Origin of the sequence: Dactylosporangium sp. NPDC006015 (assembly GCF_040614215.1) — a bacterium.
GTDB classification, from domain to species: Bacteria; Actinomycetota; Actinomycetes; order Mycobacteriales; family Micromonosporaceae; genus Dactylosporangium; species Dactylosporangium maewongense.
Window position 1 is genome coordinate 1 of sequence record NZ_JBEXUD010000017.1, and the last position, 26,994, is coordinate 26,994.

At 72.2% G+C, this 26,994-nt stretch carries 20 protein-coding genes and 1 pseudogene; 2 read left to right on the forward strand and 19 right to left on the reverse strand.

Annotated elements, in window-relative coordinates; all coding sequences use genetic code 11:
* The 5 genes and pseudogenes from ABZ321_RS28285 to ABZ321_RS28305 all read right to left on the reverse strand — a co-directional run.
* Positions 1–2,471, reverse strand: a 2,471-nt coding sequence (locus tag ABZ321_RS28285) for a condensation domain-containing protein (protein WP_354896623.1), incomplete at its 3' end; no start/stop codon positions are given.
* A 23-nt stretch (positions 2,472–2,494) separates the two neighbouring features.
* Entirely contained in the window at positions 2,495–7,291 is a 4,797-nt protein-coding gene (locus ABZ321_RS28290; RefSeq protein WP_354896626.1) for an amino acid adenylation domain-containing protein, read from the reverse strand.
* 271 nt (positions 7,292–7,562) lie between these two features.
* Positions 7,563–7,701, reverse strand: a pseudogene (locus tag ABZ321_RS28295) (IS5/IS1182 family transposase); the annotation flags it as partial.
* 604 nt (positions 7,702–8,305) lie between these two features.
* Positions 8,306–8,872 carry a HEAT repeat domain-containing protein gene (locus ABZ321_RS28300; protein WP_354896629.1) on the reverse strand — a complete coding sequence of 189 codons (567 nt, stop codon included), beginning with the start codon at positions 8,870–8,872 and terminating at the stop codon, positions 8,306–8,308.
* A gap of 264 nt (positions 8,873–9,136) precedes the next feature.
* Positions 9,137–9,850 (reverse strand): TetR/AcrR family transcriptional regulator C-terminal domain-containing protein, encoded by a 714-nt coding sequence (locus ABZ321_RS28305; protein ID WP_354896630.1) that lies wholly within the window; start codon positions 9,848–9,850, stop codon positions 9,137–9,139.
* A 217-nt stretch (positions 9,851–10,067) separates the two neighbouring features.
* Between ABZ321_RS28305 and ABZ321_RS28310 the strand changes: the two genes are divergently transcribed.
* Positions 10,068–10,286 carry a hypothetical protein gene (locus ABZ321_RS28310; protein WP_354896632.1) on the forward strand — a complete coding sequence of 73 codons (219 nt, stop codon included), beginning with the start codon at positions 10,068–10,070 and terminating at the stop codon, positions 10,284–10,286.
* Between the two features lie 462 nt (positions 10,287–10,748).
* Here the strand turns inward: ABZ321_RS28310 and ABZ321_RS28315 are convergent, their stop codons facing one another.
* Complete coding sequence (locus ABZ321_RS28315; RefSeq protein WP_354896635.1) at positions 10,749–11,078, reverse strand: STAS domain-containing protein; 330 nt, start codon at positions 11,076–11,078, stop codon at positions 10,749–10,751.
* A complete protein-coding gene (locus ABZ321_RS28320) occupies positions 11,075–11,236 on the reverse strand; it encodes a hypothetical protein (RefSeq protein ID WP_354896638.1) in 162 nt (53 codons plus the stop codon). The genes ABZ321_RS28315 and ABZ321_RS28320 overlap by 4 nt, the downstream gene beginning before the upstream one ends.
* A 589-nt stretch (positions 11,237–11,825) precedes the next feature.
* Between ABZ321_RS28320 and asnB the strand changes: the two genes are divergently transcribed.
* The gene (asnB, locus tag ABZ321_RS28325) at positions 11,826–13,676 is read left to right on the forward strand and encodes an asparagine synthase (glutamine-hydrolyzing) (protein WP_354896640.1); all 1,851 of its coding nucleotides are present in this window, start codon (positions 11,826–11,828) and stop codon (positions 13,674–13,676) included.
* Here the strand turns inward: asnB and ABZ321_RS28330 are convergent.
* From ABZ321_RS28330 to ABZ321_RS28385, 12 genes are all read right to left on the reverse strand, one after another.
* Positions 13,649–14,401: a hypothetical protein gene (locus ABZ321_RS28330; protein ID WP_354896644.1), complete on the reverse strand. Its 753-nt coding sequence runs from the start codon at positions 14,399–14,401 to the stop codon at positions 13,649–13,651. The genes asnB and ABZ321_RS28330 overlap by 28 nt on opposite strands.
* A gap of 78 nt (positions 14,402–14,479) precedes the next feature.
* Positions 14,480–15,496, reverse strand: a complete 1,017-nt coding sequence (gene dmpG, locus ABZ321_RS28335) for a 4-hydroxy-2-oxovalerate aldolase (RefSeq protein WP_354896647.1) — start codon at positions 15,494–15,496, stop codon at positions 14,480–14,482.
* Positions 15,493–16,410, reverse strand: coding sequence for an acetaldehyde dehydrogenase (acetylating) (locus tag ABZ321_RS28340; RefSeq protein ID WP_354896650.1), 918 nt, complete (start codon positions 16,408–16,410; stop codon positions 15,493–15,495). Before ABZ321_RS28340 ends, dmpG begins: the two co-directional genes overlap by 4 nt.
* A gap of 1 nt (position 16,411) precedes the next feature.
* Positions 16,412–17,185 carry a fumarylacetoacetate hydrolase family protein gene (locus ABZ321_RS28345; RefSeq protein WP_354896653.1) on the reverse strand — a complete coding sequence of 258 codons (774 nt, stop codon included), beginning with the start codon at positions 17,183–17,185 and terminating at the stop codon, positions 16,412–16,414.
* A complete protein-coding gene (locus ABZ321_RS28350; RefSeq protein WP_354896656.1) occupies positions 17,182–18,030 on the reverse strand; it encodes an alpha/beta fold hydrolase in 849 nt (282 codons plus the stop codon). Before ABZ321_RS28350 ends, ABZ321_RS28345 begins: the two co-directional genes overlap by 4 nt.
* Before the next feature lie 40 nt (positions 18,031–18,070).
* Positions 18,071–19,288, reverse strand: coding sequence for an ABC transporter substrate-binding protein (locus ABZ321_RS28355; RefSeq protein ID WP_344511726.1), 1,218 nt, complete (start codon positions 19,286–19,288; stop codon positions 18,071–18,073).
* A 44-nt stretch (positions 19,289–19,332) separates the two neighbouring features.
* Positions 19,333–20,052, reverse strand: coding sequence for an ABC transporter ATP-binding protein (locus ABZ321_RS28360; protein WP_344511724.1), 720 nt, complete (start codon positions 20,050–20,052; stop codon positions 19,333–19,335).
* Positions 20,049–21,893 carry a branched-chain amino acid ABC transporter ATP-binding protein/permease gene (locus ABZ321_RS28365; protein ID WP_354896659.1) on the reverse strand — a complete coding sequence of 615 codons (1,845 nt, stop codon included), beginning with the start codon at positions 21,891–21,893 and terminating at the stop codon, positions 20,049–20,051. Before ABZ321_RS28365 ends, ABZ321_RS28360 begins: the two co-directional genes overlap by 4 nt.
* The gene (locus tag ABZ321_RS28370; protein ID WP_354896662.1) at positions 21,890–22,753 is read right to left on the reverse strand and encodes a branched-chain amino acid ABC transporter permease; all 864 of its coding nucleotides are present in this window, start codon (positions 22,751–22,753) and stop codon (positions 21,890–21,892) included. The genes ABZ321_RS28365 and ABZ321_RS28370 overlap by 4 nt, the downstream gene beginning before the upstream one ends.
* A complete protein-coding gene (locus tag ABZ321_RS28375; RefSeq protein WP_344511718.1) occupies positions 22,750–23,583 on the reverse strand; it encodes a coniferyl-alcohol dehydrogenase in 834 nt (277 codons plus the stop codon). The genes ABZ321_RS28370 and ABZ321_RS28375 overlap by 4 nt, the downstream gene beginning before the upstream one ends.
* Positions 23,580–25,295, reverse strand: coding sequence for an FAD-binding protein (locus ABZ321_RS28380; protein ID WP_354896665.1), 1,716 nt, complete (start codon positions 25,293–25,295; stop codon positions 23,580–23,582). The genes ABZ321_RS28375 and ABZ321_RS28380 overlap by 4 nt, the downstream gene beginning before the upstream one ends.
* Positions 25,288–26,973 carry a bifunctional 3-(3-hydroxy-phenyl)propionate/3-hydroxycinnamic acid hydroxylase gene (locus tag ABZ321_RS28385; protein WP_354896668.1) on the reverse strand — a complete coding sequence of 562 codons (1,686 nt, stop codon included), beginning with the start codon at positions 26,971–26,973 and terminating at the stop codon, positions 25,288–25,290. The genes ABZ321_RS28380 and ABZ321_RS28385 overlap by 8 nt, the downstream gene beginning before the upstream one ends.
* Positions 26,974–26,994 lie beyond the last annotated feature (21 nt).

The following is a 26,994-nucleotide window of genomic DNA, read 5'->3' on the forward strand; positions in this document are numbered from 1 at the left end:
AGTTCGCCGATGGTCCCGGGCAGCGCGAGGCGGCCGGCAGCTGGGGAGTTGGGGTCCATCACGTACACCCACTCCCCCGCCATCGGGGTGCCGATCGGCACGGTGTCGCCGACGGGGGCGGTGAGGCGGTACATCGTGGACGCCACGGCGGTCTCGGTCGGGCCGTAGCCGTTCCAGCACTCGCCGAGCCGGGCCGTGAGCTCGCGGCCGAGCGCGGGGTCGAGGGCCTCGCCGATGGCGATCCCCCGCACCTCCGGCGACTGCCAGCCGGCCGCGACGAGCATCCGGAACGTGGTCGGGGTCGCGGTCATCACGGTCACCTTGGACTCGGCGATGCGCTGCGCCACCAGGTGCCCGTCGACGGCCACGCCGCGCTCCAGCAGCACCAGCCGGGCGCCGTTGCCGAGGCCGCACCACAGCTCGATCCCGGCCACGTCGAAGGAGAGCGCGGTCAGGCCGAGCATCACGTCGTCGGGCGTCACCGGCACCAGCTCGCAGTTGGCCGCGACGAACGCGGCGACGGCGCCGTGGCTGAGCTCCACCCCCTTGGGCCGGCCGGTCGAGCCGGAGGTGTAGAGGATGTACGCAAGGTCGTCGGGGCCGGTCGCCGGGAGTTCGCCGGGCTCGGCGGCCAGCGCGTCGGCCAGGTCGACGAGGACGGCGCCGGTGCCCTCGACGAGCGGGCGGGCCACGTCGAGCGTCTCCGCGGCCGCGAGGACGACCTTGGCGCCGGAGTCGCTGAGCTGGTAGCGCAGCCGCTCGGCCGGGTGGTCGGGCTCCAGCGGTACGTACGCCGATCCGGCCTGCCAGACGCCGACCAGCGCGGCGGGCAGGTGCCGGTCGCGGGGCAGGCAGATCCCGACGGGCGCGCCGGACCCGGCCCCGTGCTCGCGCAGGGCGGTCGCGATCCGGGCCGCGGCCCCGGCCAGGTCACCGTAGGTCAGGGTGCCGCCGGTGGCGTCGACGGCGACGGCCGCGGGGCGGGCGTCGGCCTGGGCGAGGACCGCGTCGAGCACCGTGGCGGGCGCGCCGGCGGGCAGGCCGGGGCCGGTGCCGAGGGCCACCAGGTCGGCCCGTTCGGCGTCGCTGAGCAGGTCGAGCTGTGAGAGCGGGCGGTCGGGCTCGGCCAGCATCCCGTCGAGCAGGGCGAGCAGCCAGCGCGCCCAGCGCTCGGCCGTCGCCCGGTCGAACAGGTCGCGGCGGTAGTGCAGCTCGCCCTCGTAGCCGCCGCCCTCGGCCTCCAGCGACAGGCTCACGTCGAACTTGTTGAAGTCGAGCGGGGCCTCGAGCCGCTCGGCGCGCACGCCCGGCAGCACCGGGTCGCGCTGGACGGTCTCCAGCAGGTACAGCATCGACTGGAAGATCGGTGTCGTGGCGGTGGAACGCTCGGGTGCCACGGCCTCCACGACCCGTTCGAAGGGCGCGGTGGCGTGCGCGAACGCCTCGATGGTGGTTTCCCGGACGCGGTCGAGCAGCTGCCGGCCGGTCGGGTCGCCGGACAGGTCGGTGCGCATCACGAGCGTGTTGATGAAGCAGCCGACGACGCCCTCGGTCGCGCGGTGGTGGCGCCCGGACTCGGGCACGCCGACCGCGACGTCCTCGCTGCCGCAGAGCCGGCCCAGCAGCGCCTGCCAGGCCGCGAGCACCACCATGAACGGCGTCGCGTTGCATTCCCTGGCGGTCTCGCGCACCCGCTCGGCCAGCGCCGGGGACAGGCTGAACGGCAGGTAGCCGCCGCTCCAGTCGGCCACTGCCGGGTAGGGCCGGTCGACGGGGAACGCGAGCGCCGGGGCGAGCCCGGCCAGCCGCTCGGCCCACCAGCCGACGTGGTCGTCCGCGGTCCGCGTGGCCTGCCACTCGGTGATGTCGGCGTACTGCAGCCGCGGCGGGGCGGGCGGCGCGCCCGAGGCGGCTCCGTCGAGCCGGGCGGCGTACAGCGCGCCGATCTCGTCGAGGATCAGGTCCTGCGACCACGCGTCGGTGGCGATGTGGTGCACGGTCAGGGCCAGCACGTGGTGCTCGGCGCCGACCCGGAAGAGCACGGCCCGCATCGGCGGCTCGCGGTCGAGCTCGAACGGCCGGCTCACCTCGGCCCGCAGCGCCGCGTCCAGCGCCGGCTCGTCGATGTCCGCCAGGGACAGTTGCAGCCGGTCGGCCGGGCCGGCGACGGCGTGCCCGGGCGGCGCGATGACGCTGCGCAGGACCTCGTGCCGGGCGGCGACCTCGCGCAGCGCGGCCAGCAACGCGTCGGCGTCGAGCGGGCCGGTCAGCCGCAGCACCGTGGGCACGTTGTAGATCGACGTGTTGGTCTCGAACTGCGCGTTGAACCACAGCCGGGCCTGCGACGGTGACAGCGGCTGCGGCGCGGCCGGGTCGGACCGGCGCGGGATCTCCGCGTCGGCCCGGGCGGCGGCGCGGGCAGCCGCGACCCGCCGCTCCATGACGGCCCGTAAGGTGTCCTGGTCAGACATAGACATATTTGACTTCCTATTTTCTAGTTGCCGGTGGCCGGTGCGGCCACGATGTCGTCCAAAACAAGCCGCTCGAGCTGCCCCGCGAAGTTCGCGAGGACCGGATGGTCGAACAGCAGCCGCACAGGAATCGCGCAGCCGAGCGTCTCGCGCAGCCGGCCGACGGCCCGGGTCGCGGCCAGCGAGTGCCCGCCGAGACCGAAGAAACTGTCGTCGGCGCCGATGCGATCGGTGGGGAGGATCTGGGCCCACACGTCGGCGACCAGCTGCTCCATCATCGACTCGGCCGGCCGGTGCGGCCGGTCCTCGCCGGGCTCGGGCAGCGCGCCCAGGTCGACCTTGCCGCTGGGCGTCATCGGCAGCGCGTCGAGCACCACCCAGCGGTGCGGCACGAGGTAGGCGGGCAGGCTCGCGCGCAGGTGGGCGGCCATCTGCCCGGCGGTGACCGGGCCCGCGACGTAGCCGACGAGGTGCGCCTCCGCACCCTGGCCCCGCGCCGTGACGACTGCGTGCTCGACGTCGGGGTGGGCGCGCAGCACGGCCTCGATCTCGCCGAGCTCGACACGGTACCCGCGGATCTTCAGCTGATGGTCTCGCCGGCCGCAGAACACGACCTCACCGTCCGGCCGGCGGTAGACCAGGTCCCCGGTGCGGTAGCACCGCCCGCCGGGCACGACGGGGTCGGGCACGAACGCGGCCGCGGTCAGGTCCGGCCGGTTGTGGTAGCCGATGGCCGGCCCGGCGCCGCCGATCCAGAGCTCACCCACGACGCCCGCCGGGACGAGCCGGTCCAGCGCATCCATGACGTACAGCCGCTCGCCGAGCATCGCGTGCCCGATCGGCACGGCGTCGCCGACCTCGAGGACGCGGTACGCGGTCGACAGCACGGTCGCCTCGGTCGGGCCGTACGTGTTCCACAGCTCCCGCACCACCGGCAGCAGCTCCCGGGCCAGGGCCGGGTCGAGTGTCTCGCCGGCGGCCCACACGCGCAGGTCCGTCCCGCCGGTCCAGCCCGCCGCGAGCAGGGTGCGCAGGATCGTCGGGGGCACGTTCATCACGTTGACGCGGTGCTCGGCCATCTGGCGGCCGAGGCGGTACCCGTCCACCGCGCTGTCGCGGTCGACGACCACGCAGCAGGCACCGACGCCGAGCGCGGACCAGATCTCCGCGCACGAGACGTCGAAGCTGAGCGTGGCCACGGCGAGCATCCGGTCCCCGGGCCCGAAGCCGGGCTCGAAGCGCAGCGCCTCGGTGAGCGCGGCGACGCTGGACTGCGCGACGGCCACGCCCTTCGGCTTGCCGGTCGAGCCCGAGGTGTACAGCAGATAAGCCCGATCGCCGGACCCGACGACCGGGAAGTCGGCTGCGGGCACAGTCGGCGCCCGGTCCAGTTCCAGGTCCAGGTCCAGCGCGCCTGAACCGGCCGCGGCGGCGGTCGTGGACCGGCAGAGCACGGTCTTCGCGCCGCCGTCCGCGGCGAGCCAGGCCAGGCGCTCGGCCGGCAGCTCCGCCTCCAGCGGCAGGTAGGCCGCCCCGGCCCGCCACACCCCGAGCAGCGTCGCCGGCATCCGGTGGTCGCGCGGCAGGCACACGCCGACGACGTCACCGGGTCCGATGCCCTGTCCCAGCAGGAGCGCCGCGATCGCGGCCGAGTCGTCCCACAGCTGCCGGAACGTCATCTCGTCGTCGGCGCCGACGACGGCCACCTCGCCGGGGCGCTCCCGCACCTGCCGCTCGATCGCCTCGACCGCCGTGGCCGGTGCACCGGCCGGGACCGGCGGGCCGGCGGCCAGGTCGAGCAGCTGCGCCTCCTCGGCCGCGGTGACCAGCGGCAGGCGGTGCAGCGGGCGATCCGGGTCCGCGGTGACCTCGGCGAGCATGCGCAGGAGCCGGTCCGCGAATGCCTCCACCCACTCGCGGCCCGTGAGGCCGGTGTCGTACTCCACCTGAAGCTCGACCCCGTCGGCCGTCTCGTTCACGAAGACGGTCAACGGGTTCTGCGCCCCGCCGCACCCCAGCTCGCCGAGCAGCTCCAGCCGTACCCCGCCCCGCTCGACCCGGACCGGCATCCCGGCCGGCTGCGCGGCGAGCACCACGGGGGTGAGCATCGCCCCGCGCGACTGGGTGCCGACGGCCGCGAACAGGTCCTCCGTGGACGGCCGGGGCCGGTCCAGCGCGCGGGCCGTCGTCGCCGACGCGGCCGCGACCGTGTCCCGGACGGTGGCCGCGGACTCGAGCCGCAGCCGGACCGGCAGCACGTCGACGAGCGGGCCGATGACCCGGTCGAGCTCCGGTCCGGCGCGCCGGGCCGCGACCACGCCGACCAGCACGTCCCGGCGGGCGGTGAACCCGGCCAGCAGCAGCCCGAGCGCCGTCAGCCAGTCCGCGAAGACCGCGGTGCCGCTCGACGGCGGCACCGGGCGGGTGATCCGCTCGCCGCGGAAGCTTCCGGTGCCCGAGAACAGTTCGCTCGGCGGCGACGCGCCGGCCAGCTCGTCCCGCCACGCGTCCGTCGCGCCGTCGGGCGTGACGGCGAGGTCGCCGACCTGCACCGGCAGCGGCTCGACGGTCCCGGGCGCGGCCAGCTCCGTCGCGAGCTCGGTGAGGAACGTGCCGGTGGACCAGCCGTCGAAGGCCACGTGGTCGGCGACGACCACCAGCTCCGACACCCCGGCGGCGAGCCGGATGAGCTCGACCCGCAGCAGCGGCGCGGTGCCGGTCAGGTCGAAGGCGTGCCGGGCGGCGGCCTCCGCGATCGCGTCCGCCCGTCCGGCGCGGTCGGTCGCGGGCCGGTCGCGCAGGTCGTGCTCGGTCGCGGGCCGGTCGCGCAGGTCGTGCTCGGCCGTGGGCCGGTCGCGCAGGTCGTGTTCGATGACGGGGACGTCCGTCCGCCCGCCCACGACCGCGATCGGCTCGCCGTCGCGCTCGACGATCCGGCTGCGCAGCACCTCGTGGCGCGACACCAGCGCGGCCAGCGCCGAGCGCAGGGCGGGCGCCTCGACCGGCCCGGTGAGCCGGACCCGGAACGCCACTGTGGTCACGGCCGGCACCGAGCCGACCTGCCGCAGCGTCCACAGGCCGCGCTGCGTCGCGGTGAGCGGGTACTCCGTCCGCCCCTCGTGCCGGACCGGCGCCGCCGCGGGCCTCCGGCCGCCGTTGACCAGGGCCGCGAGGGCGGCGACGGTCGGCTCGGCGAGGAAGTCGGCCAGGGCGACCGTGGTGCCGAACTCGCGGCCGGCGAGCGCGCAGACGCGGGCGGCAGCCAGGGAGTGCCCGCCGAGGTCGGTGAAGCGGTCGTCGACCCCGATCTCGTCGATGCCCAGCACGTCGCCGACGATCGCGGCGAGCCGCTCCTCCGCGGGAGTGCGGGGCGCGACGAACACGGTCTCGGTCCCGCGCCGGGCCGCGAGCGCGGGCAGTGCGGCCCGGTCGATCTTGCCGTTCGGGCTCAGCGGCAGCCGCTCGGTGATCGCCAGCCGGGTCGGCACCAGGTGCTCCGGCACCCGTCGGCGCAGCCACGCGCGCAGGCTCTGCTCGTCGAGGCCGGTCGCCTCCACGTGCCCGACCAGGTAGGACACGCCGTCCTCGTCGGCGGCGGCGACGACACCGGCGCGGCGCACCGCCGGATGCTGCACGAGCACCGCCTCGACCTCGCCGGGCTCGACCCGGTACCCGCGGATCTTCACCTGGTCGTCGGCGCGGCCGGCGAACCGCAGCACGGTGCCGTCGGTGCGGACCAGGTCGCCGGAGCGGTACCAGCCGTCGCCGAACCCGCCGCTGTCCCGGTTCAGGTAGCCGCGGGCGACGACCGGGCCGCCGATCCACAGCTCGCCCAGCTCACCGTCGGCGACCGGCTGCCCGTCGGCGTCGCGCACGGACATGACGGCGCCCGCGATCGGCTGCCCGATCGGCGGCTCGCCGGCGTCGTCGCGGCCGACCTCGGCGATCGCGCACGTCGTGGTGCACTCGGTCGGGCCGTAAAGGTTGAGCACCCGCCGCACGCCGGGGTTGGCGTAGATCCGGTCGACCAGCGCCCGTGTCAGCGGCTCCCCGCCGGCGAACACGGCCCGCACACCGGCCGGCAGCGGCGACCGCAGCAGCGCGGCGAGCGCGGACGGCACGCCGTAGACGGTCGTGACCTCGTCGCGGGCCGGCAGCGCGGGCAGCGCGAGGACGTTGTCGGCGAGGATGACCGTGCCGCCCGTGACCAGGGGCAGGAACAGCTGGGTGATCGACGGGTCGAAGCAGATCGACGCGGTGGCGAGCAGGCCGCGCAGCTCCTCGTCGGTGTACGCCTCGGCCTCGTACCGCAGCAGGTTCATCGTGTTGCGGTGCTCGACAACGACGCCCTTGGGCTTTCCCGTGGAGCCCGAGGTGTAGATGACGTACGCCGCGTCGGTACCGTCACCGGGCCGGCCGAGCGGCGTCGCGTCGGCGTCCGCGGCGATCTCGTCGACCGGCACCGCGACCGCGTCCAGGCCGGCCCACGCCGAGGCACGGGTGGTCGCGACGAGCCGCATCTTCGTGTCGCCGGCGATGTACGCCAGCCGCTCGGCCGGATACGCCGGGTCCATCGGCACGTAGGCGGCACCGGTCTTCAGCACACCCAGCAACGCCGGGAGCAGGTGCTCGTCCCGGCCCAGGCACACGCCCACGAGTTCACCGGGACCGGCGCCGGCCCGAGCCAGCTCCCGGGCGATCCGGTTCGCGCGGGCGTCGAGCTCCGCGTAACACATCCGGACGGTGCCGGCGATCACGGCAACCCGGTCCGGTGTGCGCCTTACCTGCTCTTCGACCTGTTCGTGGACACGCTGATACACGCCCAGCCCTCCCAATTTTCAGACGGCCGTGCGTTAGCCGTTTGCCTGCCGGAAATAATGCCGCACCAATCAAGGGGCATTCTGGGCTGCATCCACTGAAGTCAAATGGCCCGTGATCACCGGAAACACCGTCTCACCTCGCAGAACGGGCACCGATCAGCGTGCGGCGAGGGAAAACCCTACCGAGCACCCTAGTGATGATTTGGCTGTAATCGCCCCACCTGCGAGTCTGTTCACATGGCACGAATTGGGGTTGTGGTGCCGCGGGAGGTTTGAGGGTGGCAATCGCGCGTTCGCCGCAGGCCCGGATCTTCGCGTGCGCCTTTGTTCACCGCCGTCTGCCGACGCGACAGCATTGACCGGCGACGGTGGCGTCTGAACGGTGTGCGCACGGTGCCGCCGGCGCCCTGCATGTGGATCAGCGGAGCTCGACCTGTACGCCCTCCTCGAGGAGTTGGCGGAAGAGGTCGCCGAAGGTCCCGCCGACGTCGGCCACTACCTGCTATGCCGTGTCGGTGGAACGCGTGATCCAGAGCGGTGATGCGCCGCGCCCGAGGTGAATCATGGGGTGATCCGCTGCACCCGGACCGCAACGAGTCCGGCGTTCGATGCCTGCCGCCCTAGCATCGACTGGTTGCCTCTGCTCGACCGGTTCCGCCCGCCCAGCCATGCCGGAACCGATGTGTTCGACAAGAGGGCCGATTGATGCACGGACGCCTAGCGTCATGGCTGGTGCGGGTCAGCCAGCCGTCAGCCGCCGTAGGGATCGCAGTCGGCGCCGGGTTCACCGTCGTGGAGACCCTGCTGGTCGCGTCCAGCAGCGGCTCATCTCACTCGGGCTGGAGCTGCGCTTCGCCGAGGCGATGATCCCCAAGGAGTTCGGCGAGGCACGTTCCCGGTCGGCGGACACCTCCGCAGGGCTGTCCGCCGCCTTCGACAACCTTCAGCGGATCGTCCGCGGCGGCCTTGCGCCGCCGCCCTCACCCGCGCCCCGGCCGGGGCGCCCGTCCGTCGTCAGATGCTGGCGCCGAGCTCCTCGACCAGACCGTAGCGGGCATACCCGCGCACGTCCTCGTCGTCGTCCTCGGCAAGCACCCGCAGCACCGCGAGGGCCGCCTCCTCCGGCGCCGCCGGATCCACGAGGCACGGAATGTTCGCCGCCACCCGGAACCGGACCTCCGCGTCGGGATGGCCGGCCAGCCGCAGCACCGCCGGCAACGCACCCGGCACCTCGTTGTAGCCGATCGCCGACACCACCCACGGCAGCACGTCCGGATGCTTCTCGCGGTCGAGGAGGTCGAGCAGCACCGGCCAGTTCCCGCGGCGCAGATCAGCGGCGGCCGGGTCATCACGGCCGACCTCCCGCATGACGCGCACACCCAACTCCCGACGGCGTGGGTCCGCATCGCCCGCGAGCGCCCAGGCGGTCCGGAACACCTCGGGCGTGGCACGTTCGTGCAGCGCCACCAGGTGCTCCCAGTGCCACTCCGGATCGTCGTCGCGGACCTCGGCCTCCGCCGCGGCGAACAGCTCCGCCGTCGACAGGTGCAGCGGCGAGCCAGGTGCCTGAGACCCGGTCACGACATCACCTCCCCCATCGTGAGAAACCCCTGCCATGTGGATGGTACGAACTCTTGAAGAGGTTGGTGGAGACCCACTTGCGAACCTGACCAAGCCGCCGCACGCGCCAGCATCCTTCAGCTGATCCGCGCCGCAACACCACGACGGCCCTGGGGTGAACCACGGCGCCTGCTTCCCGAGCCCATCCTCCGAGATTGCTCCACGCGGCCGAAGCCAAGACCAAGACGTCCCACCTTGGCAGCAAGACCCATGATCGGCTGCTGGTCAGATGGCGAGTATGGCGTCGATGCCACGTTCGAAGAGGTCGTCGTCGTTCCATCGTCCGTCTTCAAGGTGTCCGGAGGCGATGAGGGTGGGATAGGCGTCGGGATGAGCCAACAACTGGCGCCGGGCTTCGGCCCGCGCCTCAGGATCTTCAGCCTGGCGCCAGGTGGCTTCGGTGATGGCTGCGCCGATCACATAATTGGCTAGCAACCGGGTTATGGCGGCCAGCTGGAAGCCGGTGAAACCGCCACGGACGAGCGCCGACTGCAGGAACTCGGTGCGCGCCAGGACGTTAGGCCCTAGCATCGGCCTCCCGATCAGGCTCGGAGCCCAGGGATGGCGAAGCATGATCGCGCGCCACCTGAACGTCAACGCACGCACATCATCACGCCAGTCGTCGCCGACGTCCGGGAGCGGCATCTCTCCGAAGATGTGGTCCAGGGCCAGGTCCAGGACATCGTCCTTCGTCTTCACGTGCCAGTAGAGCGCGGTCGAGGTCACCGTCAGACGCTGCGCCAGGTTTCGCATCGTCAATCCGTCGATGCCACGCTCATCGAGCAGAGCCGCTGCAACCTCAACAATGCGCTCACGGGTCAGCGGGGCCGCCCGGCGCGGCCGGTCCGGCTCCTCACGCAGCCACACTGCGCCAGCAGTTCCACCACGTCGACCGGCCTTCTCTCCGGCCGACGGCTCACCCAATTCGTTCGCGTCCACTCCCTGATCCTAGTACGGTGTTGAGGCAACTTTACGTCGGTAAGTTGGTATTGCGTCGTTAAGGAGCCGGTGTGACGTCTTCTCGATGGTGGGCGCTTGCTCCGGCAGGGTCAGCGCGGCTGATGGTGGTCCTGGATTCGACGGTCGCGACCATCGCATTGCCGTCACTGCAGCCGCACCACCCGGCCAGGAGGGACGGTACGAACCAATGCCACTGATGCGGATCCAGCTGGACAGCGACAAGAACACCGCACGCCGCGTACTGGAACTCCACCAGGCAGGAAAGGTGCATCATGAGTCCCGAGACGCCGCACGCGAAGAGGTCTGGCGCCGCGGCCGTACTCCCGCCGCTGAACCGGTCTTTGTCGGCACCACCAACGGCGAACCCGTTCGGCTCATCTACGACGTCGAGGTCTACCTAGACATCACGCGCTGATGCGGTCTCCGTGTGAGAACAATGACGACGCTGCCCGGCGTACCCGCGACGGCGCCGGACTCCGGGTCCTGTCAGACGCCTCTTGATCGGTGCCGGCGCCATCCGGCGGCTGGATGCGTTCGGATTCCTCGTCGTCGATAGCAGACCGTCCCGTCACCCGTACGCATCGAGGGCATCCATGCGGTCCGCCGGGCGTCTGTGTACCGATCCAGCCGTGCCGGCTGAACAGGCTCCAGGTCAGTGTCCAGGAATGCAGACTGGCGCCAAGATGATCCACAACCAGCCCGCAGCCGTCGCACACCAGGCTGAAGTCCGTGCCGTCCTGTGTGTGCAGCACCGTCATGCGAGCCCCGCCCTTCCGGTCACGGGCGGTCTGCGAACGACGGCGATCCGCCCCGTGCATGTCATGCTCACCGGAGCGCATGGCGGTCGCCCATCGGAATTGTGACGATCGTACGACGCTTACCGTGACGGCTCACCCGGCGCCGGCGCGCCTCCGCCGACCATCTCGGGCAGGGCATCCGGTCCGGACAGCTGCACCAGGTGCCGTATCTGCGTCGACGGTCCCAGCAGGGTCAGCCGTCCGCCGAGGTCGCGCAGCCGGCGGTGCAGCTCGACGAGGAGGTCGACGCCGGCCGCGTCGACCGACGGGCACCGGGCGAGGTCGACGTGCACGTGGATCGGGCGCCGACCCAGCGTGCCGGTGAGCATCGCGATGTACAGCGCCAGGTGTCCCATGTCGCGGGGATCCTCGACGACCGCGTCGAACCGTAGCGAACGGCCGCGGGTCATGCCGTGTCTGCCCGGTCCGTGGCGAGCACGGCGATCACCGTCGCGACGGTGATCGCAACAGTCCGTTCGAGCCTGACGTCGACGGCCCGCCACACGGACGCCATGCCGCCGGTGCCCACCTCGGCGATCAGCCGGTACCGGCCGCCGATCAACGGCATGACGTCGACACCCCCAGGGCTTGCTGCACGGCGTGGCTCCGCCCGGAACCGCTGTCGCGATCCTCGCCGCGCGGCATGGAGGACACTCCTCATTCGTGTGACAGTTGTGCGACGAGGCAGGGCCGGACTGCCTCCACACCGCCCGGCCGACTGGGTTCTCCTGCCGGGTGCGGCGCCGCACCCCGATGACGCGGTGGTGGGCTCCTGGCGTCCCACCAGCGCCTGTCCGCCCGGCAGACAACGATCAGGATGCCAGGACGAGGTCGGCGTAGTCGGCGGCCGGCCTCGGCCGCCTCGAGCACCATCCGGTTGGCGGTATCGGCGTCGCAGCCCGTGCTGCGGATCTGGTCGCTGGCGATCGTCCGCAGCTGGGTCACCATCCCCTGCCGAACTGATCGAGGCCGCTCTCCGACGCCCGCCCAGCCAGGGCGATCAGCGCCGTGACCTCCAGCTGCCGCAGCCGGGCCTGCCGAGCCTCCCGGAAGACACCCACATGGCCGCCTACCCCTGGCTCGGCGCGGCGAACCGCGCGTCGCAGGTCAGGCGTCGCGGGCGATTGTGCCCGGCACTGGACGGGTAGGGCCCAACTATGTGCGGAATTGTCGGGTGGGTCGCGTATGACCGGAATCTCGTCCATGAGCAGTCGGCGCTCCGGGCCATGACGGCCACCGCCGCGCTCCGCGGACCCGATGCCGAAGGGCTCTGGCTCGATCAGCACTGCGGCTTCGGCCATCGCCGGCTGGCCGTGATCGACCTGGCGGGCGGCATTCAGCCCATGCTCGCCGAAGAGGACCGGCAGCCGACCGTCGCCCTCACCTACAGCGGGGAGGTCTACAACTACCGGGAGCTGCGCGCGGAGCTGCGCGCGCTCGGACACGACTTCCGGACCGACTCCGACACCGAGGTCGTGCTCCACGCCTACCTCGAGTGGGGCGAGGATTTCGCCGAACGGCTCAACGGCATGTACGCCTTCGGGGTGTGGGACGGCCGCCAGCAGCGCCTGTTGCTGGTCCGGGACCGCATGGGGGTCAAGCCGCTGTGCTTCCATCCGACGCCGGACGGGGTGCTCTTCGCCTCGGAGCCGAAGAGCATTCTGGCCCATCCGGACGTGTCGGCCGAGGTGGACCTTGACGGGCTGCGGGAGCTGCTGGCGCTGGTGAAAACGCCGGGGCACGGCGTTTATCGCGGGGTGCGCGAGGTCCGGCCGGGCCACGTTGTCGTCGTTGACCGGGATGGAACTCGGACGCGCCGCTACTGGGGGCTGTCGGCGCGGCCGCATACGGACGACCTCGACACGACCGTACACACCGTGCGAGACCTGCTGGAAGACATCATCCGTCGGCAGTTGATAGCGGATGTACCGCTGTGCACCCTGCTGTCCGGCGGGCTCGACTCGTCGGCGGTCACCGCGCTCGCCGCTCTCGGGTTGCGGGAACAGGGGCTCGGGTCGGTGCGCTCGTTCGCGGTCGACTTCGTCGGGCAGACTGAGCACTTCCACCCGGACGCGATGCGGCCGGAGCCGGACACGCCCTACGCCCACGAGGTCGCCAAGCACGTCGGCTCCCAGCACGCCGACATCGTGTTGAACAGCGGCGATTTGACGGATTCGTTGTACCGCACGGAGGTCATGGTCGCCAACGACATCCCGACCAGCCTCGGCGACCTGTACACCTCCTTGTTCTTGCTCTTCCGCGCAGTGCGGGAGCACTCGACCGTCGCGTTGTCCGGCGAGTCGGCGGACGAGGTGTTCGGCGGGTACCGCTGGTTCCACGACCCCACCGCGGTCAACGCCGACGGGTTCCCCTGGCTGACCGCGCTGCCGGATCGACCGGGCAGCGCACAGGGGCTGTTCGCCCCGGAGTTGGAGCGCGCGCTGGATCTGGACGGGTACCGGGACGCCGCCTATCGGCAGGCACTGGCCGAGGTCGATCACCTGCCCGACGAGTCGCCGGCCGAGCACCGGATGCGCGAGATCTCCTATCTGCACCTGACCCGATTCCTGCAGATCCTGCTGGACCGCAAGGACCGGATGAGCATGGCGCACGGGCTGGAGGTCCGAGTGCCGTACTGCGACCACCGGCTGGTGGAGTACGTCTACAACACGCCGTGGTCGATGAAGGCATTCGACGGCCGGGAGAAGAGCGTGCTGCGCGCCGCCGTCGCCGACCTGCTGCCCGAGTCGGTTCTGCGCCGGCGGAAGAGCCCGTACCCGTCGACGCAGGATCCGGTGTACGAACAGACGTTGCGCCAGTCGTTGATCGAGGTCGTCGACGACCCGCAGGCACCGATCGCGGACCTGATCAACCCGCCGCGGATCCGGGAGACGCTGGCCGCCCCGTTGGAGGAGAGCGGGTTCGGGATGAGCCGGCGGTCGGTCGAGCTGCTGCTCGGCCTCAACCTGTGGCTGCGCCGCTACCCGGTCCGGCTGGCGCTCACCTGATCGAGGAGAGCCGCGAGCGCAGGGCCGTGCCGACGGGCGGCGAACCGGGGCAGTTCCCGCGCCACCAACGGCCGGTACCGGGCGGGCTGTTCGGTGAGCATCCTGTGCAGTCCGGCCAAGGCCCGCCGGCGCACCGGCTCGACCCACTCGACGGCCCGCTCGGCGAGGAACGGTACGTACTCGGGCCGCGGTCGTTCGACCATCGCCGACACTGCGGCTTCGCGCACGTGGCCGTCGGGGTGCAAGCTGGCGAGGGCCCGGGTCACCGGGTTGGGACGCTTGCGTAGCCGATCGGCGAAGGGTTGCAGCTCGCGCCGGAGGTCACCGCGCCGGGCGTGGAAGAACAGCCCGTCGATCAGCGCCGGCCGGCTGCTCAGTTGCGCGAGCGCGATCGGTGACCGTCGGCGCAGCGCGGCCAGCAGTTGCCGGTAGCCGTCGAGGTCGTGCCGGGCGGGGCGTTCCGTGAGCCGCCGGAACCGGTCGGCTCGATCCTGCCGGCGTGCGGCGACCCACCTGTGTGCCTGCATAGGGCCCAGCACGACGACGGCGCCGATCGCCAGACAGACCGTGGCGAGTCCCGGGTCGTTCACCCAGATCCGGGCGAACCTGATGACCTGCCACAGGCCCGGCGACATCACCACCCCGATGAGCACCACCGCGACCGCCACCGCCGCCCGGTCTCCCCAGGACGACCTCGCGGCACCGGATCTCGTGCAGACAGGCATGCGTCGGACCGTACGCGACACGAACTCCCTCAGTCGACAGCCGCCACCTGAGCGCCGCCCGGACCGGACGCCCAGGCGTCAGGCTGACGTGCGGACAGCCGTCATCTCCAGCGCGATGTCGACCAGCATGTCCTCCTGTCCGCCGACGAGCCCGCGCCGGCCCGCCTCCATGAGCAGGCTGCGCGGGTCGACGCCGTACGTCGTCGCCGCCGCTTCCGCGTGGCGCAGGAAGCTCGAGTACACCCCGGCGAACCCCAGCGTCAGGGTCTCCCGGTCGACCCGCACCGGCCGGTCCTGCAGCGGCCGCACGAGGTCGTCGGCCGCGTCCTGCAGCGCCAGGAGGTCACAGCCGACGTCCCAGCCCCGCAGCGTGGCCACGGCGACGAACGGTTCGATGGGGCAGTTGCCCGCACCGGCGCCCTGGCCGGCCAGGGACGCGTCGACGCGGTACACCCCCTCCTCCACCGCGGCGAGGGAGTTCGCGACCGACAGCGACAGGTTCTCGTGCGCGTGGATGCCGACCTGCGTGCCGGCGGCGAGCACCTCCCGGTAGGCCCGGACCCGGGCCCGCACGTCCTCGGTGGTCAGCCGGCCGGCGGAGTCGGTGATGTAGACGCAGTGCGCGCCGTAGGACTCCATCAGGCGGGCCTGGGCGGCCAGCTCGGCCGGCTCCAGCATGTGGCTCATCATGAGGAAGCCGGAGACGTCCATCCCGAGGTCGCGGGCCGCGGCGATGTGCTGGGCGGCGACGTCGGCCTCGGTGCAGTGCGTCGCGACCCGCACCGAGGTGACGCCACGGGCGTGTGCCTCGCGCAGGTCGGCGACGGTGCCGACGCCGGGCAGCAGCAGCGTGGTGATCGTCGCCCGGGACGCGGCGGCGACGGCGGCGTCGATCCACTCCCAGTCGGTGTGGCTGCCGGGGCCGTAGGTGAGGCTCGACCCGGCGAGCCCGTCGCCGTGGGTCACCTCGATCGCGGCCACGCCGGCGCGGTCCAGCGCGCCGACGATCGCGCCGACCCGCTCCGGGCTGATGCGGTGGCGGATGGCGTGCATCCCGTCCCGCAGGGTCACGTCCTGCAGATACATCCCGGTCACGCCGCCACCCCCAGCGCGATGCGCTCGGCGACCCGCATCGCGGCCGAGGTCATGATGTCGAGGTTCCCGGCGTACGCCGGCAGGTAGTGCGCCGCGCCCTCGACCTCCAGGAACACGCTGACCTTCCAGCGGGCCCCGTCGGGCGCGAGCAGCCGCACCTCGTCCGGGTCGACCGCGGTGAACTGCACCGCCTGCTTGAGCCGGTACCCCGGCACGTACGCGGCGACGTCGGCGACCATCCGCTCGATCGACGTGCGGACCTCGTCGTGGTCGGCGTCGCCGATGAGGCACAGCACGGTGTCGCGCATGATGAGCGGCGGGTCGGCCGGGTTGAGGATGATGATCGCCTTGCCGCGGCGGGCCCCGCCGACCGACTCCAGCGCGTGGGCGGTGGTCTCGGTGAACTCGTCGATGTTGGCCCGGGTCCCGGGGCCCGCCGAGCGCGACGCGACGGTGGCGACGATCTCGGCGTAGGCGACCGGTGTGACCCGGGAGACGGCCGCCACGATCGGCACCGTCGCCTGGCCCCCGCAGGTCACCATGTTGATGTTCGGCGCGGCCAGGTGCTGCTCGAGGTTGACCGGCGGGATGACGAACGGGCCCAGCGCCGCCGGGGTCAGGTCGATGATCCGCCGGTTGTACGGTGCCAGGGCCGCGGCGTTGGCGAGGTGCGCGGCGGCGCTGGTCGCGTCGAGCACGATCTCGACCGAGCCGAACTCCGGCATCCGGATCAGGCCGTCGACCCCGTCGGAGGTGGTGGCCACGCCCATCCGGCGGGCGCGGGCCAGACCGTCGGACCCGGGATCGATGCCGACCATGGCCGCCACCTCCAGCGGACCCCCGGCGCGCTTGATCTTGATCATCAGGTCGGTGCCGATGTTGCCCGATCCGATGATCGCTACGTGGTGAGCCATCTCAGCCTTTCTTCGTGAACGTCGCGGACACGCGGCCGAGCGGGCCGATCTCGGCCTCGATCCGGTCGCCGTCGCCGACGGCGACCATGGGCCCGAGGGCGCCGGAGAGCACGATGTCGCCGCGGCGCAGCGGCGCGTGCAGTTCGAGCGCGGTGCGGGCCAGCCAGGTCAGGGCGTTGAGCGGGTCGCCGAGGCAGGCCCGGCCGTCGCCCTCGCTGGCCAGTACCCCGTTGTGGTACATCCGCATCGGCACGTCGGCGGGGGTGAACTCCTCCAGCCGCAGCGGGATGTCGCCGAGCACGAACACGCCGCTGGAGGCGTTGTCGGCGACGGTGTCGGTGATCCCGATGCGCCATCCGGCGATCCGGCTGTCGACCACCTCGATCGCCGCGACGGCGTGCCCGACCGCCGCCGCCACGGCCACCGGGTCGGCGTCGACGATGTCGGCGGCGAGGACGAAGGCGACCTCCGCCTCGGCCTTGGGCTGCAGCAGCCGCTCCATCGACACCGAAGGCCCGCACAGCATGTCGTCGAAGAGCACCCCGAAGTCGGGCCGGTCGACGCCGACCTGCCGTTGGACGGCCGCGGAGGTCAGGCCGATCTTCCGACCGACGATCCGTGCCCCGCCGGCCAGCCGCCGGGCGGTGAGGATCGACTGCACCGTGTAGGCGACGCCGATGTCGGTGCCGCCGATGAGGTCGGTGACCGGCTCGCACGGCACGCCGGTGCGCGCCGCCTGCTCGAGCCGGTCGGCCGCCGCGATGACCGGCTTCATGCGGCGACCGCCAGGTGCTCCAGGACGATGCGGTGGAAGGCGTCCGGTTGCTCCCACTGCGGCCAGTGCCCGGCCCGGTCGATGAGCGCGAAGCGGCCGTGCGGCAGCTGTTCGGCCATCTCCAGGCCGGCCGCGGCGGGCCCCGACGGGTCGTCGCTGGTCCACACGACCACGGTCGGCGCCGTGACCGCGCCGAGCTCCGCGGGCGTGATGAGGTTGCGCCGGCGGATGTCGGGGTCCTGCAGGCACAGCAGGTGCCGCATCGACGCGGCGAACCCGGGCTGGGCGTAGATCGCCTGCCGGATCGCCACGAGCTCCTCGGTCACCGACGCCGGCTCGGCCATCAGCCACGCCAGCCGCGCCCGGATGCGCTCCGGGGTCGGGTCGTCGGCCGCGGCCTGGCTGAGGGTCCGGATGCGCTCCATCACCTCCGGCGTCGCCATCGTCCCTCCGGGGGTGTTCAGCACGAGGCGGGCGACCCGGTCCGGGTGGGCCGCGGCGTACTTGACCGCGACCCAGCCGCCCAGCGATTCGCCGCTGAGGTGCGCGCGCTCGACGCCGAGGGTGTCGAGCAGGCCGTGCAGGTGCGTGGTGTAGTCGGCGATCTCGAGGTCACGGGTGGCGAGGGTGGTGTGCCCGTGGCCGGGGAAGTCGTAGGCAATCACCCGGAAGCGTCCGGCGAGCGCCGGCACGTTGCGTGCGTACGCCTCCAGGTGACCGCCCGTGCCGTGCATGAGGACGAGCGGCTCACCCGTGCCGGCCTCCAGCACGCGCGTCGACCACGCTCCGACCTGGACGGTGTGGACGCGGAAGGCGGTCGTGGCAAGGTCGGTCCAGAGTGTCATCGCTGTCCTTTCCGGGCTCTTCGACGGGGACGGAAAGTGGCTAGGAACCGACCTGGTACTGGCCGTTGACCTGGGCGGAGGACGGAATGAACGGGAAGTCGTCCGGCGTCGGCGTCGGCGTGTGCTTGTCCTTCGTGAACGTGTACTGCTTCTCGGTGAGCCAGTACCCGTCGGGGACCTTGAGGTTGTAGACGGCCTGGACCAGCGAGGTGGGCAGGTCCTTGAGCGCGCCGTCGCTCGACGCGGCGGCCGCGATGAGGCGCAGCTGGTCCCAGGCCAGGGACGGCGTCGACAGGCTGTTCTGGATCGGCTGGCCGCCGGAGTACCGGGTGAGGAAGTCCTTGAAGACCGGGGACTGCTGCGCCTCGGGCACGGCGACCTCGACCTTGAACACGAGGATCTCGAGGTTCTTGTTGGCCTCCGGGGAGCCGTACTTGAACGGACCGCCCGCGGTGAGCGACATGCCGCTGCCGGCGATCGTCGGGATGTTCACGGCGCCGGTCTGGACCCGCGCCTGCAGCAGCCGGGTCGCCGCGTCGCCGGTGGTGTCGATGTAGGCGAAGTCGGGGTTGGCGTCGAGCATCCGCCGGTAGGAGACGGACAGGTCGATGTCGGTCGGCACGAACTCGAAGTTCTTCACCTCGATGCCGCTGCCCTCCAGCTGGGTCTTGACCGCCTGGACGACGCCCTTGCCGTACTCGTCCTGGGAGACGAGCAGGCCGAGGCGCTTGGCGCCCTTGGACTCCAGGTGCTTGCGCAGCCCGGTCAGCTGGGCCGCGCTGTTGGGCACGCTCTGGAAGTGGTACGGGTACTTCTGCGGGTCGTTGAGCAGCGGGCTGGCGCCGAAGGCCACGGACGTGATCTTGCTGCGGGTGAGCAGCGGCACCATGGCGAGCGCTTCGGCGCTGGTGCCGCTGGGGATCACGACGTCGGGCAGGTTGTTGCCGGAGAGCTCCTCCTGTAGGAGGCTGACGGCGCGGCGCGCGTCGCCCTGGGAGTCCTTCACCTTGATGACCACGTTGCGGCCCTTGACGCCGCCGTTCTCGTTGATGGACTTGGCTGCCGCGTCGAGCGCCTTGGTGGTGGCCGCGACCGTCGTCGCGGCAGGGCCGGTGACGCCACCGATGAACAGCACGTCGAAGTTCTCGGTGGCGCCCTTGTCGGCGGCGTCGTCGCCGCAGCCCGCGGTGAGCAGGACGAGCGCCGCACCGGCGGCGAGGAGCGAGCGGTATCTGCTGGACCTTCCGGATGACTGCATGACCTTGCCTCTTTCGGGGGGAATGGGGGCGGGGGTGTGGCCCGTCACAAGACGTCCTCGGCCATGTAGGCGCGCTGGATCGCCTCGCGAAGGCCCGTATCGGTGGCGTGACCGGAATGGACGGTGCGGCCGAGGTTGAGGACCACGACCCGGTCGGCCGCGGCGAGCGCGAACTCCACCGCCTGCTCGACCAGCAGGACGGCGAGCCCGCGCGTACGCAGGTCGCGGATGACGTCGAGGACCTGCCCGACGATCGCGGGTGCGAGGCCCGCGGACGGTTCGTCGAGCAGCAGGACCCGGGGGTCGGCGATCAGGGCCTGTGCGATGGCCAGCATCTGCTGCTGGCCGCCGCTGAGCTGCGCGGCCCGGAGCTTGCGCCGCTCGGCGAGCAGCGGGAACCGCTCGTACATCTCCCCCATGAGCTCGCGGCCGCGCGTGGTGCTGCTGGCCGCGTACGTGCCCAGGAGCAGGTTCTCCTCGACCGTGCGGGACCGGAAGATGCGCTTGCCCTCCTGGACGTAGGCGATGCCGGCCCGGGCCCGGCGGTAGGCCGGCATGGTGGCGAGGTCGGCGCCGTCGAGCGTGGCGCGGCCCGACGTGATCCTGTTCAGCCCGGCGATGGCCCGCAGGGTCGTGGTCTTGCCGGCGCCGTTACGGCCCAGCAGCGCGGTGACACTGCCGGCGTCGACGCTGAGGGTGGCGTCGGTGACGACGCGCAGGTCGCCGTAGCCGCAGGCGATGGCCTGCACTTCCAACGTGCTCATGCCTGGCCCGCCTTCTCGCCGGCGGTGCGTTCGGCCGTCACCCGCGTGCCGGTGATCTCGCCGCCCGCACCCAGGTAGGTCCGCACGACCGTGGGGTCGGCGGCGATCTGCGCCGGTGTGCCGGTCGCGATGACCTGCCCCTCGGCCAGCACCACGATGCTGTCCGCGACCGCTTTGACGAGTGAGAAGTTGTGTTCGACGAGGACCACCGTGACGCCGGCGGCCCGCATCTTCGTCAGGACCCGCACCAGGCCCTGGATGTCCTCCTCGTCGAGCCCGGACGCGACCTCGTCCAGCAGCACGAGCGCGCTGCCGCCGGCGATCGCCCGGCCGAGCTCCAGCAGCCGGCGGGTGCCGAGCGCGAGCTCCGCGGCCGGCAGGTCGGCGTACCGGTCCAGCCCGAGCGCCCGCATGATCTCGCGGCTGCCGCGGCGCTCCTCGGCGAGCGCCTTCCAGTGCCGGGGCAGCCGCAGCGCGGTGGCGAGCAGGGACACCGGGTGGCTGCCGAGCCGGCCGGTGATGATGGTGTCGGCGACGGTCAGGCCCTGCGGGATCAGCGGGGTCTGGAACGTCCGGCCGACGCCGCGCCGGGCCACCCGGTGTGCGGGGAGGCCGGAGACGACCCGGTCCCCGAGCGTGACCGTGCCCGCGTCGGCGCTGTAGTACCCGGAGATCAGGTTCATGATCGTGGTCTTGCCGGATCCGTTGGGCCCGACGAGTGCCGTGATCTGGCCGGGGAGGGCCTCGAACGACACCCCGTCGACGGCGAGGTTGCCGCCGAACCGTTTGGTGACGCCCCGCACCGCCAGCGGCTGACCGTCGACGGCGGGCAGGTCCACCGCCGTGCCGTCGGCCGCGTGCGGGTCGGCGGTCGCCGTTTCGCGGCGCCGGCGCACCTTGAGCCGGCCGACGAGCCTGGTGGTGACGCCGGCGAGCCCGTTGCGCAGCAGCAGCCCGCCGATGATGAGGAAGACGCCGTACGCGACGAGGGCGTACTTGTCGAAGACGGTCACCCGCAGCGGCCCGATCTGCATGATCGCCGCGCCGATGATCGCCCCGTACACGCTCGTCGGCCCGCCGAGGATGCCGGCGGCCAGGATGATGATCGACAGTTCGAGCCCGAAGGTCAGCGGCGACAGGTAGGCGTCGACGTAGGCGGCGAAGCAACCGGCGATCCCGGCGGGGACCGCGCCGATCGCATACGCGACGATCTTGGTGCCGTGCGGCGAGGTGCCGACGGCGGCGGCGAGGATCGGGCTCTGCTTGAGCACGAGCAGCGACGCGCCGTGCCGGGACACCGCGATGTTGCGGAAGATGACGAACCACAGCGCGGTGACGGCGATGACGACGACGTAGAACGCCGGGCCGTCGAGGTCGATGCCGAAGACCGCCGGTGCCGGGATGCCGATCATCCCCTCGTAGCCGCCGAGTCGGTCGCCGAACGCGTTGACGATCGACGGGATGAGCAGGACCACGAAGAAGGACGTGATCGCGAGGGTCCAGCCGCCGAGGCGCAGCCCGGGCAGCCCGGTGACCACGCCCACGAGCACGGCGACGAGGACGGAGGCCGCCATCGCGACGAGCAGGTCGTTGATCACCGCCGTCGCCAGGTAGCCGGTCGCGTAGGCGCCGGCCGCGTAGATCGGGACCTGCGCCAGTGCCAGTTCGCCGGCGTACCCCAGCGTGAGGTTGAGCCCGCTGACGACCAGGGCGAGGATCGCCACGAGGGTGACGAGCCGCAGTGTCGCGCCGCTCGCGCCGAGCCAGGGCAGGGCGATGATCAGCCCGACCGCGACGGCCCACGCACCGGCCAGGGGGCGTACCGCAGTGCCCTGGGTCATACCGCTCTCACCTTCCGATCGCCGAAGAGTCCTTGCGGGAACGCCAGCAGCACGACCGCGAACACACCGAAGACGACGACGTCGCGGTAGAGCGGCCCGATGTAGCGGGCGCCGAACGCTTCGATGAGGCCGATGCCGAAGGCGGCGATCAGCACCCCGCGGTGGCTGCCGACCCCGCCGAGCACCAGCACGACGAAGCCCTTGACGGCCAGCACCAGCGCCAGCGAGGTCGCGGCGAAGGTCTTGGAGACCAGCAACGGTCCGAGCAGGCCGCCGGCGGCCGACGCCACCGCGAAGCCCCACATCGACAGTCCGCCGACGTTGATGCCGCGCAGCTGCGCCGCTTCGCGGTCGTCGGTCTGGGCCAGTGCCGCAAGGCCGACCCTGGTGCGGTGGGTGATCAGGTGCAGCCCGGCCGCGAGGACGATGGCGGCCGCGACGATGATCAGGTCGAGCGGCTGTGCCCGGCCGCCGAGCAGGACGACGGTCTGTTCCGGTCCGAAGAACGGCACGCGCAGCGCGTCGGTGCCGAAGGCGACGGCGATGACCCCGGTGATGACGGTGGCGACGCCGATCATGGTGACCAGTTCGGCACTGCCGGACGTGTTGCGCAGCGGCCGGATGGCGAACCGTTCCTCGATCAGCCCGACGGCTCCGGCGATGAGGAAGGCGATCAGGAACACCAGCACCGTCGGCAGGCCGCCGATGCTGTGCGCCCAGTACGCCACGAACATCCCGAGGACCATGAGGTTGGCGTGCGCGAAGTTGAGCACGCCGGAGGCCAGGAAGGTCACGTTGTAGCCGAGGGCGACCATCGCGTAGATCGCGCCCGTGGTCAGTCCAGCGATGATCTCGGTCAAGGTCGGTCTCCTGACGGTGCGGCGGTGCCGACGCTTCCTGTGCGGTGCGGCAGTTGCCCGGTGGCGACGCCGGCCAGGTATCCGCCGTCGGCCCAGATCACCTGCCCGCTGACGTAGCTGGCGTCGTCGCTGTTGAGGAACGCCAGGACGCTCGCCTGCTCCTCGGGCTCGGCGACCCGGCCCAGCGGCTTCGGGATGGCCTCGAGGAAGGCGTCGCCGCGGGCCGCCCGGGAGGCGTCGAGGATCGGGGTCGCGGTCAGCCCCGGCGCGACGCAGTTGATCCGGATGCCACCGGCGGCGAGCGCGACGGCGCGGGTCATCGTGTACCAGACGATCGCGTCCTTCGAGACGGCGTAGCCGGTGCCGATGTCGGCCGCGTGGTCCCGGCACCAGCGGGTGGCCTCGGCCCGGTCCCGCGTGGCGAGCAGCCCCGCGACCAGCTCGCGCCGCTCCAGGTAGTGCGAGGCGGCGATCGACGCGGTGCTCACCACCGCGGCGCCGGGCTCCATCCGCTCCAGCAGCGCCTCGGTCAGCTCCCTCGTGCCGACGAAGTTGACCCCGACGATCGTTGCCGGGTCGGCGGCGCCGGACAGGCCGGCGACGTTGAACAGCGCGTCGACGGGGCCGCCGACCGCCTCGACCGCCGCGCCGATGGAGGCGGAGTCGGCGAGGTCGACGCGGACGAACCGGGCGACCGGCGCTGTCGTCGGGGTCCGGTCCAGGCCGGTCACCCGGGCGCCGCGCCGGTGCAGCAGGTGGACGAGGCGCTCGCCGATGCCCGACGCGCAGCCGGTGACCACGACACTCCGTCCGGCGTATCCCCGGCTCATCCGGTCACCCCGTGCACCGCGATGTCGTTGGCCGCGACGTACGCGAACGTCATCGCCGGGCCGAGGGTGGCACCCGCTCCCGCATAGCTGCGGCCCATGATCGTCGCGGCGACGTTGCCGGTCGCGTACAGGCCGGGGATGGCCGCACCGCCGGTGTCCAGTGCGCGGGCCCGCTCGTCGGTCAGCACGCCGCCGTTGGTGCCCAGGTCGGACAGGATCAGGGCGAAGGCGTAGTAGGGGCCGGCGCCGAGGGGTCTGAGGTTGGGCACGGGCAAGGTGATGTCGCTGTAGTAGCGGTCGTACACGCTTTCCCCTCGGTGGAAGTCGTCGTCGCGGCCGGCCTCGGCGAGCGTGTTGTAGCGCTCGGTGGTGCGGCGGAGCCGGTCGGCCGGCACCCCCATCCGCTCGGCGAGCTCGTCGATGCTCCGGCCGGTCACCACCGAGCCCGACGCGAGCCAGGAGCGGGGCAGCTTCCGTCCGGTCGGGACCGGCGCGAAGGGGATTCTGGGCAGCGGCAGGTGCCCGAAGACGACGTAGCGCCGCCAGCACCAGTCGTCGGTGATGAGCCAGGACGGGATGTGCCGGACGCCGGCCGCCTCGCCGGCGATCATCGCGTGGCCGAAGTCCTCGTAGGGCGCGGCCTCGTTGATGTACCGGTCGCCCGCGCCGTTGACGATGAACTGGGCCGGCATCATCCGCTCGTTGAGGCTGAACTGCACCCGCCCGCCGCCCCAGGCCACCGCCGGGTACCACCAGGCGTTGTCCATGAGCGCGGTGTCCGCGCCGGCAGCCTGGGCGGCGACGATGCCGTCGCCGGTGTTGGCGGTGGCACCGAGGCTCAGGGTGGGGTCGGCGAATGGCTGGTGCGTTCGGCGCAGCGCCGGGTCGTGGTCGAACCCGCCGGATGCCAGGATGACGCCGCCCCGGGCGCGGACCCGCCGCACCGTCCCGCGGTGGCTGACCTCGGCGCCGACGACCCGGCCGGTCCCGTCGGTGATCAGCGACGTCATCGGTGCTTCCAGCCACAGGTCGAGCCGCTTCTCGCGGAACGCGAGCATCAGCCGGGCCATCAGGGCCTGGCCCATGGTCACGACCCGCTCGCCGGACAGCCGCGCGCGCACCATCCGCCAGAGCAGGCGGAGGAAGACCCGCTTGCCCTTCCAGCTCTGCCGCAGCCGGTAGAAGTCGACGAGCTCGTTGGGCCCGATCCAGAAGCCGCTCGGCGCGACGGCGTGCGGGGGCAGCAGGAGCGCGGCGTCCGCGCCGAGCCGACGCAGGTCGATCGGCGGGATGTTGATCACGCTGCCCTCGGTGGAGCCGCCGGGCGCCTCGGGGTAGTAGTCGGGGTAGCCGGGCTTCCACACGAACTGGAGGTGTTCGCTGGTGCCCTCCAGGAAGGTGAGCATGGCGGCGGCGTGCTCCAGGTAGGCCTGGAGCCGGGCCTCGCTCACCGTGCCCTCGGTGATGTGCCGCAGGTAGGTGAGCGCGTCGTCGCGGTCCAGGTGGACGCCGGCCCGGGTCTGCGCCGGCGCGCCCGGCACCCACAGCCCGCCGCCGGACAGTGCGCTGGAGCCGCCGAACCGGTCGGCCTTCTCGACCACCAGCGTCGACAGTCCACGTGCGTCGGCGGTGAGCGCCGCGGTCAGCCCGCCGGCACCCGAGCCGACGACCAGGACGTCGACCGTGTGGTCGTACCCGTTGCGATCAGCCATGATCGGTCACCTCCACCGTGGCCCGGCGCGGCCCGCTGAGGACCAGCGCGTTCGCGAGCTTGCGCGACACCTCCGACGCCTCCTGCGCGATCGACGCGGCGGCCACGCAGCGGTCGGGGCGCAGGAACACCACCGACTCGGTGTGCGTGTCGAACCACGTCTTCAGGCGGCCGAGATCACCGACGACGAGGACCTCCGGCGGGAAGGCGGTGCGGCCGAGCTGCTCCTTCGGCACGATCGCGACCAGCCGGGCGCCGAGCCCGCGCCACATGTGCAGCGCCTCGTCGTCGAGGATCGCCGTCGGGTCGTTGTTCCAGCACAGCACGGCGAACCAGGCGCCGAGGGCGTCGTCGAGCAACACCGTGCCCTCGAGGGTCTCCACCTGCGGCTGGATGAAGAGCCGGCCGACCGGAGACTGCGGGCTCGCCGCCGGCACGATCGCGCCGCTCTCGTACCGTGGCATGGGTTTGAAGCGCATCTCGACGATGTAGCGCTTGAGCGACGGCAGCAGCGACGCGGCGCCGGCCACCCGGTCGCGCAGCCATGCCAGGGGGCGGCTGCGGATCGAGATGATGCGGCCGACCGTGGTCGACAGGTCGATCATCGCCTTGGCGTGTCCCCGGCGCTCCGCGTCATACGTGCCGAGCAGGTCCTCGCCGCAGTGCCCGGCCACGACCGCGGCCAGCTTCCAGCCGAGGTTCATCGCGTCGCGGATGCCGCTGTTGTACCCCTGCCCCTGCCAGACCGGCATGAGGTGCGCGGCGTCGCCGGCGATCAGGACGCGGCCCTTGCGGAAGGTGCCGGCGATGCGCGAGTGGTGCGTGTAGACGCGGTGCCGGATGATGTGGACCTCCGCCGGCCGGGGCACGAACGGTGCGAGGAGCCGGTGCAGGAACTCGGGGCGCTCGACCTGCTCGTCGGTCTCCTCGGCCATCACCATGAACTCGAAGCGGCGGATGCCGTGCGCGATCGAGATGGACGCGAACGGCCGGGCCGGATCGGCGCCCACGTAGCTGTTCGGCGAGCCCAGCGGGTCGTTCTCGATGTCGACGACGACCCAGCGGGTCGAGGAGGTCGTGCCCTCGAAGGTCGTGCCGAGCAGCTGCCTGGTGCTGCTGCGGCCGCCGTCGCAGCCGACGAGGTACCGCGCCCGCACCTCCCGGGCCTCGCCGCCGGTCCCCTGCAGCCGCACGGTCACCGCGTCGCCGCCGGCCTCGTACGACTCCATCCGCAGCTGCCAGGCGACCTCGACCGACGCGTGCCGCACCAGACCGGCGAGCAGCTCCGCGTCCACGAGCGGCTGGACGAAGCCGCTGCGCTTGGGCCAGCCGAAGTCCTGGCCGCTGGGTGCGATCTCGGCGAGCAGCAGGCCTTTGCCGTTGACGAAGCGGAGAATCTGGTTGGGGATGGTGTGCCGCTGGACCTGCGTGGCGAGCCCGATCGACTGGAACGTGCGCAGGGACTCGTCGTCGATCCCGACCCCGCGGGGGTAGTCGATCAGGGCGGCCCGCTCGTCGACGACGAGCACCTGGATGCCTCTCGCGCCGAGGATGTTCGCCAGGGTCAGCCCGACGGGGCCGGCGCCGACCACGACGACGTCGACGCGGCCACCGGCGGTGTCCAGCTGCGGGACATCTGCGGGCTCGTGCGTCACGGCGGGGAACTCAACGTCGCGCATCTTCACCTCGTGTATCTATCG